Origin of the sequence: Ectopseudomonas alcaliphila (assembly GCF_900101755.1) — a bacterium.
Classification (GTDB): Bacteria; Pseudomonadota; Gammaproteobacteria; order Pseudomonadales; family Pseudomonadaceae; genus Aquipseudomonas; species Aquipseudomonas alcaliphila.
The window spans coordinates 352,660-365,744 of sequence record NZ_FNAE01000003.1 but is presented as its reverse complement, the minus strand read 5'-3'; the positions used below and the strand labels follow the sequence as shown (position 1 = coordinate 365,744).

The window sequence follows — 13,085 nt, the reverse complement described above, 5'->3', positions numbered from 1 at the left end:
GGATACCGCACAAAAGAAGTGCGAGCCGGTTCGCGCCCCGGCCAGTGGCCAGGGCGCAAAAACTCAGCGGCGTACCTGCTTCAGCGTTTCGGCGATCATGAAGGCCAGCTCCAGGGATTGGTCGGCGTTCATGCGCGGATCGCAGTGGGTGTGATAGCGGTCGGACAGGCCATCTTCGGTGATCGGCCGCGAACCGCCGATGCACTCGGTGACATTCTGCCCGGTCATCTCGATATGGATGCCGCCGGCGTAGGTGCCTTCAGCCTGGTGCACGGCGAAGAACTGCCGAACCTCGCTGAGAATCTGCGCGAAATCACGGGTCTTGTAGCCGCTGCTGGCCTTGATGGTGTTGCCGTGCATCGGGTCGGAGCTCCACAGCACCTGACGACCTTCTTCCTTGACCTTGCGCAGCAGGCGCGGGAAGTGCGCTTCGACCTTGTCCGCGCCCATGCGCACGATCAGGTTGAGGCGCCCCGGATCGTTGTCCGGGTTGAGCGTGTCGATCAGACGAATCAGCTCGTCCGGGTCCATGCTCGGACCGACCTTGACGCCGATGGGGTTTTCGATGCCGCGCATGAATTCGATATGCGCGCCGTCCAGCTGACGGGTGCGATCGCCGATCCACAGCATGTGCGCGGAGCAGTCGTACCAGCGGCCGGTGAGGCTGTCGCGGCGCACGAAGGCTTCTTCGTAGTTCAGTAGCAGCGCCTCATGGGCGGTGAAGAAGCTGGTCTCACGCAACTGCGGTGCGCTGTCCATGCCCACGGCACGCATGAAGGCCAGGGTTTCGTCGATGCGGCCGGCGAGCTGGTGGTATTTCTCGGCCAGCGCCGAGTTGGCGATGAAATCGAGGTTCCACTGGTGCACCTGGTGCAGGTCGGCGAAGCCGCCCTGGGCGAAGGCGCGCAGCAGGTTGAGGCTGGCGGTGGCCTGGTGGTAGGCCTGCAGCAGGCGCTCCGGGTCGGGGACGCGGCTGCTGACATCGAAGCCGATGCCGTTGACGATGTCGCCACGGTAGGCGGGCAGGGTGACGCCATCGATGGTTTCGCTGCCGGACGAACGCGGCTTGGCGAACTGCCCGGCCATGCGCCCGACCTTGACCACCGGGCAGCCGGCGGCGAAGGTCATGACGATGGCCATTTGCAGCAGCACCTTGAAGGTGTCGCGGATCTTCGCGGCGGAAAACTCGGCGAAGCTTTCGGCGCAGTCGCCGCCTTGCAGCAGGAAGGCGCGGCCCTGGGTGACCTCGGCGAACTGGCGACGCAGTTCGCGTGCCTCGCCGGCGAACACCAGCGGCGGGTAGCCGGCCAGGGTCTGCTCGACGCGGGTCAGGTGCGCGGCGTCAGGGTATTCGGGCTGCTGCTGGATGGGCTTGGCCCTCCAGCTCTCGGGGCTCCAGGCGTTCGACATGCGGCGTCTCTGTATCGGCTAATTCGGGCTGGTCGGCATCTTAACCGATTCGCGCCTGGCGCCCCTAGCGCGGCGCAGGGCACAGTGGCCGTCCCTATTCGCCGAGGCGCACGTGGCAGCTGTGGTGGCGAGCATCATTATTGCGATGTTGGGCATTGCAGGTGCTGGAATTATCGCGTGACCTGGGGCAGCTGCTTCAATGACAATCGACGCCTTTAGCCCGGTTCTTGTAGTGCGGGATGTCACAGTGGGAGAGGTATCGATGCCAGGGTTGCCGCCAGACGACGAGTTGCAGCTGCAGGACGAGGTTCTGCTGGCCGAGGTGCGCGATGCCTTCGGGGTGATTCGTGTGGTGCAGATCGGCGCCTACCGCTTTCTCGAGTTCGGTGATGCCATCGAGCAAAGCTGCGTGTTTCAGGGCGATCCGAGCTGGCTGGAGTACGACTACACGCGCGCCATGCTGCTGGGCGCGCTGTGCCACGATGCGCCGGAAACCGCGCTGTTCCTTGGCCTGGGCGCCGGTAACCTGACCCAGGCCTGCCTGAAGTTCCTGCCGCTGGAGGATGTCGAGGCCATCGAGCTGCGCCCGGACGTACCGCGGTTGGCCATGGAGTTTCTCGGCCTGGATGATGACCCACGACTGACCATTCGTATCGGCGATGCCACCGAGCTGCTCGACAGCGCGGAAACCGCTGACCTGATCTTCCTCGATCTGTATACCGATCAGGGGCCTGGCGTCGGGCATCTGGCCTGGCGTTTTCTCGAGCGCTGCCGCGAGAAGCTCAACCCCGGTGGCTGGCTGATCATCAACCAATGGGCGGGCAACGATGGCAAGCCGCTCGGCGCGGCGCTGCTGCGTGGGCTCTACCACCGCCACTACTGGGAGTGCCCGGTGAAGGAGGGCAACGTGGTACTGCTGATCCCGGCGGACCTCGATCAGCGCCTGAACATGGGACGTTTACAGATGCGGGCGGGTGAACTGGCGCCGCGGTTGGGGTATTCCCTGCAACCGCTGATCGAGGCATTGCGCCCGGCCACTTGATGCGCCATTGAGTGATTCCTGGCCCGAGAAGCTACAGAAAACGCTCCGGAGAAGGTTTTTGACGCCGCTTGCGCCGGCCCGAAGGCTGGCCGCGAGGGATGGCAGACCACAAAAAACAACACCCGAGTCAGGAATTTCCGGTATAGTTCGCGCCGGCCAATTTTCTGGCCACGTTCAGGTAGTGCAACTCGCCCGGGAAATTAACCCCCGGCAGCCAGTCCCCAGCGGACTATCCTTGACGATTCACTTTCATCACGTTTTCGCAAATCCCCGCCGACCAGGCTGCCAGGGTGACCCACAAGGTCTTACACGGCATGCGCAGCTTTGGAACATGGGTCTTTGCGGATGCACTTGAGGCAGACCCATGACCCAGGAAATCGGCGGCTTCGCCGCGCTCGGACTTCACCCCAATATTCTCGCCGCTCTGACCGCTGTTGGTTACGAAGAGCCGTCTCCCATCCAGTCGCAGGCCATTCCGGTGATCCTCGCCGGCCAGGACATGATCGGCCAGGCCCAAACCGGCACTGGCAAGACCGCAGCCTTTGCGTTGCCGATTCTGTCGAAAATCGACCCGGCCAAGCGTGAACCGCAGGCGCTGATTCTGGCGCCGACCCGCGAGCTGGCCCTGCAGGTCGCCACCGCCTTCGAAACCTATTCCAAGCAGATGCCTGGCCTCAATGTGGTCGCCGTATACGGCGGCGCGCCCATGGGCCCGCAGCTCAAGGCCATCCGCCAGGGCGCCCAGGTTATCGTTGCCACACCGGGCCGTCTGGTCGACCATCTGCGTCGCGACGAGAAAGTGCTGTCCACCATCCAGTACCTGGTGCTCGACGAAGCGGACGAGATGCTCAAGCTGGGCTTCATGGATGACCTCGAAGTGATCTTCGAAGCCATGCCGGAAAGCCGCCAGAGCGTGCTGTTCTCCGCCACGCTGCCGCACTCGATTCGCGCCATCGCTGAGAAGCACCTGCGTGAGCCGCAACACATCAAGATCGCTGCCAAGACCCAGACCGTCTCGCGCATCGAGCAGGCGCACCTGATGATCCATGCCGATCAGAAGACCAATGCCGTGCTGCGTCTGCTGGAAGTCGAGGATTTCGACGCGCTGATCGCCTTCGTGCGTACCAAGCAGGCGACCCTGGATCTGGCCAGTGCCCTGGAAGCCAAAGGCTACAAGGCCGCTGCGCTGAACGGTGATATCGCGCAAAACCAGCGTGAGCGCGTGATCGAATCGCTCAAGGATGGCCGTCTGGACATCGTCGTGGCGACCGACGTGGCGGCTCGCGGTATCGATGTGCCGCGCATCACCCACGTATTCAACGTCGACATGCCGTACGACCCGGAGTCCTACGTACACCGTATTGGCCGTACTGGCCGTGCCGGTCGTGATGGCCGTGCGCTGCTGCTGGTGACCCCGCGTGAGCGTCGCATGCTGCAGGTGATCGAGCGTGTTACCGGGCAGAAGGTCGGTGAGGTCAAACTGCCGAACGGCCAGCAGGTTCTCGACGCGCGCATCAAGAAACTGACCAACAGCCTGGCGCCACTGGTGGCCGATGCCGAAGCCAGCCATGCTGAACTGCTCGACCGTCTGACTGCCGATATCGGCTGCAGCCCTCGTGCCCTGGCCGCTGCGCTGCTGAAAAAGGCCACCAACGGCCAGGCCCTGGACCTGGCCACTGTAGAGCGCGAGCAGCCGCTGGTGCCGGGCGCTGGCGGTGCTCCGCGTGAGCGTCGTGAGCGTGACGGCGACCGTGCCGAACGTGGTGGTGAGCGTGGCGAATACCGCGAGCGCCGCGCGCCGGTGCCGCTGACTGAAGGTCGTGTGCGCTGCCGCACTGCGCTGGGAACTCGCGATGGTATCGCCGCGAAGAACCTGCTGGGCGCCATCCTCAACGAGGGCGGCCTGGCTCGCGAAGCCATCGGTCGCATCCAGATCCGTGAGACCTTCAGCCTGGTCGAACTGCCGGAAGACGGTCTGGACCGCCTGCTGGGCAAGCTGAAAGACACTCGCGTCGCTGGCAAGGCGCTGAAGCTGCGTCGCTACCGCGAGGATTGATCCGCCAGGCTTGATGCCTTGCCACCGGATCAGCAAAACGCCGCGCCCCTAATCAGGGCGCGGCGTTTTTGTTTGTGAAGGACGATCAGCCGGTTTCGCTGAGATTTGCCTTGGGCGCCAGACGGTCGAACACCTCGGGCGTCAATGCTGCTTCGCCTGCTTCGTCCAGCACCTCGCGTGGGTGCTCGCTGCCGGGAATGCTGCTGTCGAGCATGCTCAGCAGCTGCGAGCCACGAGCGGTTAGCACGAAGTTTTCGCCATTGCCGCCTTCGTCTTCTGGGCGCGGCTCGATGAAGCCGTTTTCCAGCAGGCGCGATTCATAGCGAGCAGCCTCGGCGCGCAGGTGATCGAGGTCGTGCTCGGGTTCACCCGCGTTTTCCTGTTCTGCAGCCAGGTCTTCGGCATAGCGGCGCGGTGTGAACGGCTTGCCCGCGGAGTTCTGCGCCTCGTGCAGCAGGCGCTCGATCAGGTCCCAGTTGTGCTTCATGGCGTTGTCTCCCTAAGCGATGGGCTTATAACGTCCGACTTCGCCAATGAGCTGCGGTTCGACCTGAATTGTGCGGGCAAGCTCCCCAAAGCAAAACGCCCCGAACCAGTCGGGGCGTTTTGGCGGCTTCAACTGCCTGCTATCAGGCGCGGCGGCGGAACAGCGGTTGCGGCTGATCGGCCGAGGCCTGGTAAACCTCGCTGTAGTCCTCGAAGGCTTTCAGCGCATCGTACGGATCCTTGTCCGCTCGCACGGCGAAGGCATCGAAACCGACACGCTTGAGGGCGAACAGCTGGTCGCGCAGCACGTCACCGATGGCGCGAACTTCGCCCTTGTAGCCGTAACGCGTGCGCAGCAGGTAAGCGGTGGAGGAGTGGCGGCCATCGGTGAAGGCCGGGAACTCCAGGGCGATGACCTGGAAATGCGCGAGGTCATCGGCGATTTCCTCGATTTCGTCACCCGCTTCCAGCCACACACCGAGCCCGCCGTCGCGAGCCTTGAGGGCGTGAGCATGCTCGCGCCACAGGGCCAGCGGGACGATGATGTCGTCACAATTGGGGATGACGTCGAGCGTCACGTCCTTGGCCAGCAGGTGCCAGGTCTCGTCGACGACCTGGCCGTTCTTAATGATTCGCTGCATAGACGCGCTCCTTGAACGGGTCGATACCGACACGGCGGTAGGTATCGAGGAAGCTTTCTTCTTCGCTGCGTTGCTCGACGTAGACCTTGATGATCTTGTCGATCACATCGGCCATGTCCGCTTCGGCGAAGGATGGGCCGAGGATCTGTGCCAGGCTTGCGTCACGACCGGAGCTGCCGCCGAGAGACACCTGATAGAACTCCTGGCCCTTCTTGTCGACACCGAGAATGCCGATATGGCCAACGTGGTGGTGACCGCAGGCGTTCATGCAGCCGGAGATATTCAGATCGATATTGCCGATGTCGAACAGGTAGTCGAGATCGTCGAAGCGACGCTGGATGGCTTCGGCAATCGGGATCGACTTGGCGTTGGCCAGCGAGCAGAAGTCGCCACCCGGACAGCAGATGATGTCGGTCAGCAGGCCTACGTTCGGCGTGGCGAAGCCTTGCTCGCGCAGCTCGCCCCACAGGGTCAGCAGCTGACGCTGCTCGACGTCGGCGAGGATGATGTTCTGGTTATGGCTGTTGCGCACTTCGCCGAAGCTGTAGCGATCAGCCAGGTCGGCAATGGCATCGAGCTGCTTGTCGGTCACGTCGCCTGGCGCCACGCCGGTGGGCTTGAGCGACAGGGTCACGGCAACGTAGCCAGGCTTCTTGTGGGCGAAGGTGTTGCGCTCGCGCCAGCGGGCGAAGCCGGGGTGTTCGGCGTTCTGCTGGGCGAGCAGGGCGTCTTCGTCCTGCAGGGCCAGGTAAGCCGGATCGACGAAGTGTGCGGCAACGCGGGCGACTTCGGCTTCGGTCAGGGTGGTCGGGCCATCCTTGAGGTGCGCCCACTCGGCGTTGACGCGCTCGGCGAATACCTCGGGGGTCAGTGCCTTGACCAGGATCTTGATGCGCGCCTTGTACTTGTTATCGCGACGGCCATAGCGGTTGTACACGCGCAGGATGGCGTCGAGATAGCTGATCAGGTGCTGCCACGGCAGGAATTCGTTGATGAAGCTGCCGACGATCGGGGTACGGCCCAGGCCGCCACCGACGGAGACGCGGAAGCCCAATTCGCCAGCGTCATTCTTCACCGCTTCCAGGCCGATGTCGTGCACCTCGATGGCGGCGCGGTCGCCCACAGCGCCGTTGACGGCGATCTTGAACTTGCGCGGCAGGTGGCTGAACTCGGGGTGGAAGGTCGACCATTGACGGATGATCTCGCACCAGGGGCGCGGATCGACGATCTCGTCCTTGGCCACGCCAGCGAACTGGTCAGTGGTGGTGTTGCGGATGCAGTTGCCGCTGGTCTGGATGGCGTGCATCTGCACGGTGGCCAGCTCGGCGAGAATCTCCGGCACATCTTCCAGTTCCGGCCAGTTGAACTGCACGTTCTGCCGGGTGCTGATGTGCGCGTAACCCTTGTCGTAGTCGCGGGCGATCTTGGCCATCATACGCACCTGCGCCGAGGACATCAGGCCATAGGGCACGGCGATGCGCAGCATGGGCGCGAAACGCTGGATATAGAGACCGTTCTGCAGGCGCAGCGGACGGAATTCCTCGCCGCTCAGCTCTCCGGCGAGGTAGCGGCGGGTTTGATCGCGGAACTGCTTGACGCGATCCTCGACGATCTGTTGATCGTACTGGTCATAAACGTACATGAAGGGTCCTGTTTTCAGGCTACTTACTGCCAATCAGCGCGCACGGCCGCGCACTCCCGAGGAGCCGGGGCACGATACCAGCTCAGGTTTATGCGTAAAAGTGATGTTTGAATATATGCAAAGAACCATGAGATATAACCGAGGCGCCTGGCATAACCCTGCGCAAGGGCAGTGCTAAAGCTCGGGGATCAAGAGGCTTCAGCCCGTTCAGCCAAGTGACAGGGCTCTGTGCAGCATATGGCTGCTGCTCAGCAGGGTGCCGGGGGCGACGTCCTTGTTCTTCATGAGCTCTGCAAGAAGCTGCGCCAACAGGGCGACACCCGCAGCGTGAGCCAGGGCCTGCTGCTGCGCAAGGACTTCGCGCTGATGCACGGAAAGCTGTTGCCGACCGCAGCTGGCCAACATTTCGAGTACATCCAGGGCCGGTTCCACCAGGCGACTGGCAAGGCTGGAAGCTTGCGTTGGCGCAGGTGTCGCTGGGCGCTGGCGATCGAGCAGGCGCTCGATGCGGGCGAACAGGCGGCGGTTGAAGCTCAGGCCGCCACGGACCACCGACTCGAAGTCCAGCGACACGCAGCGCAGCTCGCTGCCATCGCCGATCATCAGGGCAAGGGGCTCCAGGCGTCGCTGCCGACCGTCGTGCACCGGTCGAACGAGCACTGCACGAATGTCCTTGCTCGCTTTCTGCGCACGCTCCAGGTTGTCCAGGCGCTCGCGTAGCTGAGCGGTGCAGGGCAGCTCGAGCAACAGGGTGTCGCCTTGATCGTCCTCCAGTACCCAGTTCAGCGACTGATGCACTTCATCAAGACTCACCTCATGGCAGCGGGCTGGCCGCAGTAGCAGACTGGTTGGTAACTCTGCGCTCAAGGTCGCAGCATCTTCGAGCTGTTCGCGCAGCTCACTCCATCGCCCCACGCCCAGGGTATTCAGGCGTGGATCATTGGCCTGCCAGCGCGGTAATGCTTCACTGCGCGTATCGCCATGGGCCGCCAGGCGGCCATCCTCAGCCAGGCGCGGCTCGGTCAGGCGTAGCGGTGTCTGGCACAACTGCCGCGGAGTCGATTTCCACAGTGCCAGATGGGACCAGACCGCATCACGGCGAAAGCCCGGATCACTGTTGTTGGGGCGCGCCAGGCTGACTTCGCGCACTTCACCCTCGTTGGCATCCCAGAAGGCCAGCGTCAGGCCACGAGCGCCGCCAGGCGTGCTCCACCAGTGGCCGCCCAGGGGCAAGAGCTCGAGGCTGTCGCCACTCTGGTAGTCACGCCGCTGGCGCCCGCGCAGCGGCGGCAGGGTTGCGCCCTCCGCGCGCCGCAGGGCCTTGCACAGGGCATGTACACGGGCCATCTGCACCAGGGTTTCGCGTTCGCTGACATGGTCGTCACGGGCGGCCAGACGACCTATCTGCCCACCCAGGGTGCGTAGCTGGGCGGCGAGCCTGGGCAACCCTTCGGTGCGTGCCGACAGGTTGAGCATGCGCAGCTGCATGGCGCTGGCAGGGCTGGTGTGGGACAGGCCCTGAAGCAGCAATTCGTGGAGCAACTGCTCGATGCTGGTGAGCAACTCGTGCTCCGCCGGGTTCAGTTGCTGCGGGTCTGTTGGTGCTGGCGCGCTGTCTACGGGCCACGCCCAGGCTTGTCCGTGGGTTTTGAACAGCAGGGCCAGCGCCGTCAGGTGCAGGGCCTTGCGTTCGCTCTCACGGCTTTCCGAGAGCATGCCCTCGAAGCCAGCGCCAGCCAGGTAGTTGACCTCGCAGTCGAGGCTCGGCAGCTGGATGCTCAGGCGTCTGCCGTGGCTCTGCCGGCTGATCTCGCCGATCGTGTCGAGCCACTGCCGCGCCTTGCGTGTGGCGGCTTTGCCGGCGAGCTTCTGCAACTGTTGCGGATCGAGACTCAGGGCTTCTCGCAAGGCCTCATCGGGATCACCCGCTACCTGCTCTGCTGCCTGCGGTTCGGCCTGTTCGCGCAGCCAGAGCACGGCGGCAAGAATGTGCTTGCAGCAACTGGTGGCGGGGCAGGTGCAGCGCGCCGCATCGATACCGGCCGCGCTCAGGCGAACCTGCTGGCCGTCGGCCTCGATCAGACCGCCGTCGTCATCCTGCGCCAGCCAGCGCAGTTTTCCGGCATCGACATCCTTGGCGGCGCGACGCAGCAGGCCGGCATTGGCCAGGACTTCCAGCGCTGCGTCGTCATAGCTGCGGTAACGCTGCTGCCAGGCGCTCACTGCATCACCTCTGCCAGCCATTGGGCGAAATGTTCCGGGGTCAGCGCGGCGATGTGCATGCCGCGCGCCGCCAGGCGCTGGCCCATCGCCGGGTCATACACCGGTTGTGCGCTGTCATCCAGCGCGGCCAGGCCCAGTAGCTTGACGCGCGCTTCGTTGAGGCGCGCCACGCAGGCCAGCAAGGGGCTGACTGCCGCGCCTTCCTCGAAATCGCTGATCAGCGTCAGCACCGTGCGTTGCGGGTTCTCCACCAGCTGTTCGCAGTAGCGCATGGCTTTGCCGATGTCGGTGCCGCCACCCAGTTGCACGGTCAGCAGCACCTCGACCGGGTCATGCGCGAGGTGGCTGAGATCCACCACCTGGGTATCGAACAGCACCAGGCGCACGCGTACGCTGGGCAGGCTGGCGAGAATGCTGGCGCAGATCGCGCTGTACATCACCGAGTCGAGCATCGAGCCGCTCTGGTCGACGCAGAGAATGATGTCCCAGGGGAGCTGACGGCGGATGCGTGCGTTGAAGCGCGGCGACTCGATCAGCAGGCGTTTGCTCTGCGGATCGTAATGTTTGAGGTTGGCGGCGATGGTGGCGCGCCAGTCGAAGTTCTGCGCGTTCTTGATCAGCGAGCGCCGAAAGCGATTGCGTCGCCCCTGGATGGCCTGGGTAAAGCGGCTGCGCAGGCGCTGCAGAATCTCCTCGACCACGCGGGTGATGAGTTGGCGAACCGCATCGCGGGTTTCCTCGCCCAGGCGGCCGCGCACGCCCAGCAACGCCTTGGCCAAGGCCGGGCTGGGTTCGAGTGTCGCCAGACTGGCGGGGTCGGTGAGCAGGGCGCTGATTTCGTAGCGTTCGATGGCCTGCGCCTGCAGGCGTTCGAAGGTCGAGCGTGGGAACAGGCTATGGGCTTGCTCCAGCCAGTTCAGTGCGGTCAGTTGGCTGTCATCCAGCGAACCCGCGCGTCCGCCCTGAACGTGGCCACGGCGCTGGTATTCGCGGTTGTAGAGATAGTCGAGGGTCTTGTCCAGGCGTGCCTGCGTCGCATCGAAGTTCGCCCCATGCAGCGCGCGGTCGGCATAGCGGCCGAGAATCAGCCGCCAACGGCGTGCGGTTTCCAGATCAGTCATCAAAGCCCTCCGTGGCCCAGCCAAGCAGGCCATCGCGGGCCAGCGAGCGCCCCAGCGCGAGTTGCAGGGCGGCGCCGGCAAGCAGGTCGTTGCCGTCGAGTTCGTGGTGGGTGTTATCCAGGCCGGCTGCAGTCATGCCGTTGAGTGCGGCCAGGCTGTCGGCCAGGCGACCGGTTTCGCGGGGTTTGAGGCGGGTAAAGGCCAGGCGCAGATCCGGCAGGTGACGGACGAAGGTATCTTCATCCCACTGCGCCACCAGATGATTGAGCTGTTGCGCCAAGGTATCGATGCGCAGTATCAGCTCGGGCGCTGCCGTCAGCAGGCCGTCGAGGTAGCGCACGGCACTCTCGCTATCGGCCCCCGGGCCGAAACGCAGTGCCAGGGCGTTGGCCAGTTGTTCTTCGCTGCCGCGATCATCGACGAAGCGCAGCGCGTCCAGTGCTCCGGCTATGCCGGCCGGAGCCCGCGCAGCCAGACGTTCGAGCGCCTCGTGCAGGGCCTCCTGCTGCACCTCGAGGCCCGCCTGGCTTGCGCCGAGGTGGACGAACTCGCGCAAGCCCAACAAGGCGTTGATGGCCGTGGCCTCGCGCTCTGGCGCGCAGGTTTCGAGACCCGGCAGGAGAAACAGTGCGGCCGGCAGAATGCGCTGCAGCAGCGCCGGCAACTGCGTGTGCTGCTCGAGGCCGAGCAGTTCGCGGCCACGCCACAGGTGCAGCAGGCGTTGACCGCAGGTCACTACCGAGGACAGCTCCGGGTCTTCGTCCAGGTGCTCGGCCAGGCGCTCGAACAGCCTGGGTAGCTGCTCGCCCAGGCCCACCAGCCCGGCACGCGCCAACAGTTGCACTGCGCGGCTGGCGCTGCGTCCCTGGCCACTGCCTTGCAGTGCCTGCTCCTCGTCGAGCAGCTTGCGCAGTGCCACCTCATGCAGGCTGCTGCCGAGTTCGGAGCATTCGATCAGGCGCGCTTCGACCAGAGGCGACCAGGCGTATTCCCACTCTTCGAACAGCAGATCCAGCCCCGTGCCATTGACGAAGTCGGGCCCGCCGCGGTGGCGCACGAAGCCGCTGTCCAGATAGGCCATCAACTGCAGGAAACGACCACGGGCGCGGTGCCGCGGCTTGCGGTAGAGGTCCAGTCGCGCGCGGCGCGGCAGGCTGTCGGAAAGATCGAGGCGGTGCGCCATCGCCAGGCGACGGGCTTGCGCCACCAGTGGTGGAACCTGCGCCGAAGGCGGCACGTCGCCCAGGCGGTTGCCACTGAGCTGGCTTCTGACCGCCGCGAGAAAGGCAGCCTGGCCATCGTCCAGGCTGCCCTTGACGAAGCACGAATGGATGGCGTCGAGCAGGTCGTAGCGACCGGGGCCGGGATGACCGCGCAAGCTCGCCAGGCCGGCAGCCTGCTGCGCGGCGCTGCTGACGCTGGCGAAGGACAGTGAGTCGGCCAATTGCCGAGCACGGGTCTCGCTGGCAATGGCGCTGAGAAACTGGGTGGCGATGCGTTGGCGCGAATCAGCGCCCGCCTGTTCGTCGAGCAGGGCATCCCAGATGCGCTGGTAGTAAGCCGGGGAGGGCATGCCGGAGGCATAGCCATTGAGTGCATCGAGACGATCGAAGCTGTAGCGGATCAGCCAGGCCTGGCTGTCGCTGTGGAGCATTTCGCTAGCGGGCGGCTTGCTCGCCGCGCTGGCCAGGGCTTCGACCAGCGGCAAGCTGTGAAAGCCGCCGGTCACTATCAGGAGTGGCCCTTCGTTGCGTGCCCGCCAATTCTGAATGCAGGCAAGCATGTGCGCTTCGCGAGCCAGCGAGCCTTCGCCGGCCAATACATCGTCTTCATAGTCCAGGCGCGCCATGGCGCACCAGGCGAAGGTGTCGCCGAACAGCCTGCGCCAGTCCTGCAGTGCCTGGCGCGGGCGCAGCTCGAAGAGGTGTTCCCAGAGTTCGTCGTGATCGCGGCAGTGCGCCTGGCGCGCCAGGGCCGCGATGTAGTCGCTGTGTGCCAGGTAGCGCTCGGCCATCAGGCTGCGACTGTTGTCCGCGTCATCTTCGGCGTCCTGTTGGCCCGCCCAGGGCAGATCGATGAAGGCCAGCTTTGCCCCCAGGCGATGACCTTCACGCAATGCCTGCCACTCCGGCGAGTAGTCGCAAAAGGGAAAGAACGCCGAACGCAGCGTGGCGTCTGCTGAGCCTGCGCGGTGCTGCGAGAGAATGGCCAGCGGAGGCCGGCTGTGGGGATCGAGCAGGTCTGGGAGTAGGCGGTCGAAGTCGGCCGGGCCTTCGATCAGCACCGCGGCCGGGCGGATTTCCTCGATCAGCGCACGCAGTGCGAAGGCGCAGGCCGGACTATGGTGGCGCACTGGCGCAAAGTGCACGCCGGCCTCGGCCAATGCGAGGCGACTCTGCTCGGCGCTGTGCAGGCGAGCCGGTAGGCGTGCGTCGGGAACCTGCGGAGTGTGTGCCTGTGGCAT

At 64.7% G+C, this 13,085-nt stretch carries 9 protein-coding genes; 2 read left to right on the top strand and 7 right to left on the bottom strand.

Annotated features, from left to right (window positions below; genetic code table 11):
- Positions 1–63 precede the first annotated feature (63 nt).
- The gene (locus tag BLR77_RS13360) at positions 64–1,410 is read right to left on the bottom strand and encodes a class II 3-deoxy-7-phosphoheptulonate synthase (protein ID WP_074678521.1); all 1,347 of its coding nucleotides are present in this window, start codon (positions 1,408–1,410) and stop codon (positions 64–66) included.
- A gap of 262 nt (positions 1,411–1,672) precedes the next feature.
- On the opposite strand from BLR77_RS13360, the gene BLR77_RS13355 reads away from it, so the two are divergent.
- Both BLR77_RS13355 and BLR77_RS13350 read left to right on the top strand, forming a co-directional pair.
- The gene (locus tag BLR77_RS13355) at positions 1,673–2,452 is read left to right on the top strand and encodes a spermidine synthase (protein ID WP_074678519.1); all 780 of its coding nucleotides are present in this window, start codon (positions 1,673–1,675) and stop codon (positions 2,450–2,452) included.
- 364 nt (positions 2,453–2,816) lie between these two features.
- Complete coding sequence (locus BLR77_RS13350; RefSeq protein WP_074678517.1) at positions 2,817–4,508, top strand: DEAD/DEAH box helicase; 1,692 nt, start codon at positions 2,817–2,819, stop codon at positions 4,506–4,508.
- A gap of 85 nt (positions 4,509–4,593) precedes the next feature.
- On the opposite strand, the gene BLR77_RS13345 is transcribed toward BLR77_RS13350, so the two are convergent.
- From BLR77_RS13345 to BLR77_RS13320, 6 genes are all read right to left on the bottom strand, one after another.
- The gene (locus BLR77_RS13345) at positions 4,594–4,995 is read right to left on the bottom strand and encodes a helix-turn-helix domain-containing protein (RefSeq protein ID WP_074678515.1); all 402 of its coding nucleotides are present in this window, start codon (positions 4,993–4,995) and stop codon (positions 4,594–4,596) included.
- Positions 4,996–5,137: 142 nt separating this feature from the next.
- Positions 5,138–5,635 (bottom strand): DUF934 domain-containing protein, encoded by a 498-nt coding sequence (locus tag BLR77_RS13340; RefSeq protein ID WP_064494784.1) that lies wholly within the window; start codon positions 5,633–5,635, stop codon positions 5,138–5,140.
- Positions 5,619–7,277 (bottom strand): nitrite/sulfite reductase, encoded by a 1,659-nt coding sequence (locus BLR77_RS13335; RefSeq protein ID WP_074678513.1) that lies wholly within the window; start codon positions 7,275–7,277, stop codon positions 5,619–5,621. The genes BLR77_RS13340 and BLR77_RS13335 overlap by 17 nt, the downstream gene beginning before the upstream one ends.
- Positions 7,278–7,484: 207 nt before the next feature.
- Positions 7,485–9,500, bottom strand: a complete 2,016-nt coding sequence (locus tag BLR77_RS13330) for an SWIM zinc finger family protein (protein ID WP_074678511.1) — start codon at positions 9,498–9,500, stop codon at positions 7,485–7,487.
- Positions 9,497–10,621, bottom strand: coding sequence for a VWA domain-containing protein (locus tag BLR77_RS13325; RefSeq protein ID WP_074678509.1), 1,125 nt, complete (start codon positions 10,619–10,621; stop codon positions 9,497–9,499). The genes BLR77_RS13330 and BLR77_RS13325 overlap by 4 nt, the downstream gene beginning before the upstream one ends.
- Positions 10,614–13,085, bottom strand: a complete 2,472-nt coding sequence (locus tag BLR77_RS13320; RefSeq protein ID WP_202907447.1) for a DUF5682 family protein — start codon at positions 13,083–13,085, stop codon at positions 10,614–10,616. The genes BLR77_RS13325 and BLR77_RS13320 overlap by 8 nt, the downstream gene beginning before the upstream one ends.

What these genes read in the sequence shown, in the direction of transcription:
- BLR77_RS13345 (WP_074678515.1), bottom strand. Translation starts at nt 4,995, where the DNA reads ATGAAGCACAACTGGGACCTGATCGAGCGCCTGCTGCACGAGGCGCAG.
- BLR77_RS13360 (WP_074678521.1), bottom strand. Translation starts at nt 1,410, where the DNA reads ATGTCGAACGCCTGGAGCCCCGAGAGCTGGAGGGCCAAGCCCATCCAG.
- BLR77_RS13355 (WP_074678519.1), top strand. Translation starts at nt 1,673, where the DNA reads ATGCCAGGGTTGCCGCCAGACGACGAGTTGCAGCTGCAGGACGAGGTT.
- BLR77_RS13320 (WP_202907447.1), bottom strand. Translation starts at nt 13,085, where the DNA reads ATGCCACAGGCACACACTCCGCAGGTTCCCGACGCACGCCTACCGGCT.
- BLR77_RS13325 (WP_074678509.1), bottom strand. Translation starts at nt 10,621, where the DNA reads ATGACTGATCTGGAAACCGCACGCCGTTGGCGGCTGATTCTCGGCCGC.
- BLR77_RS13340 (WP_064494784.1), bottom strand. Translation starts at nt 5,635, where the DNA reads ATGCAGCGAATCATTAAGAACGGCCAGGTCGTCGACGAGACCTGGCAC.
- BLR77_RS13350 (WP_074678517.1), top strand. Translation starts at nt 2,817, where the DNA reads ATGACCCAGGAAATCGGCGGCTTCGCCGCGCTCGGACTTCACCCCAAT.
- BLR77_RS13335 (WP_074678513.1), bottom strand. Translation starts at nt 7,277, where the DNA reads ATGTACGTTTATGACCAGTACGATCAACAGATCGTCGAGGATCGCGTC.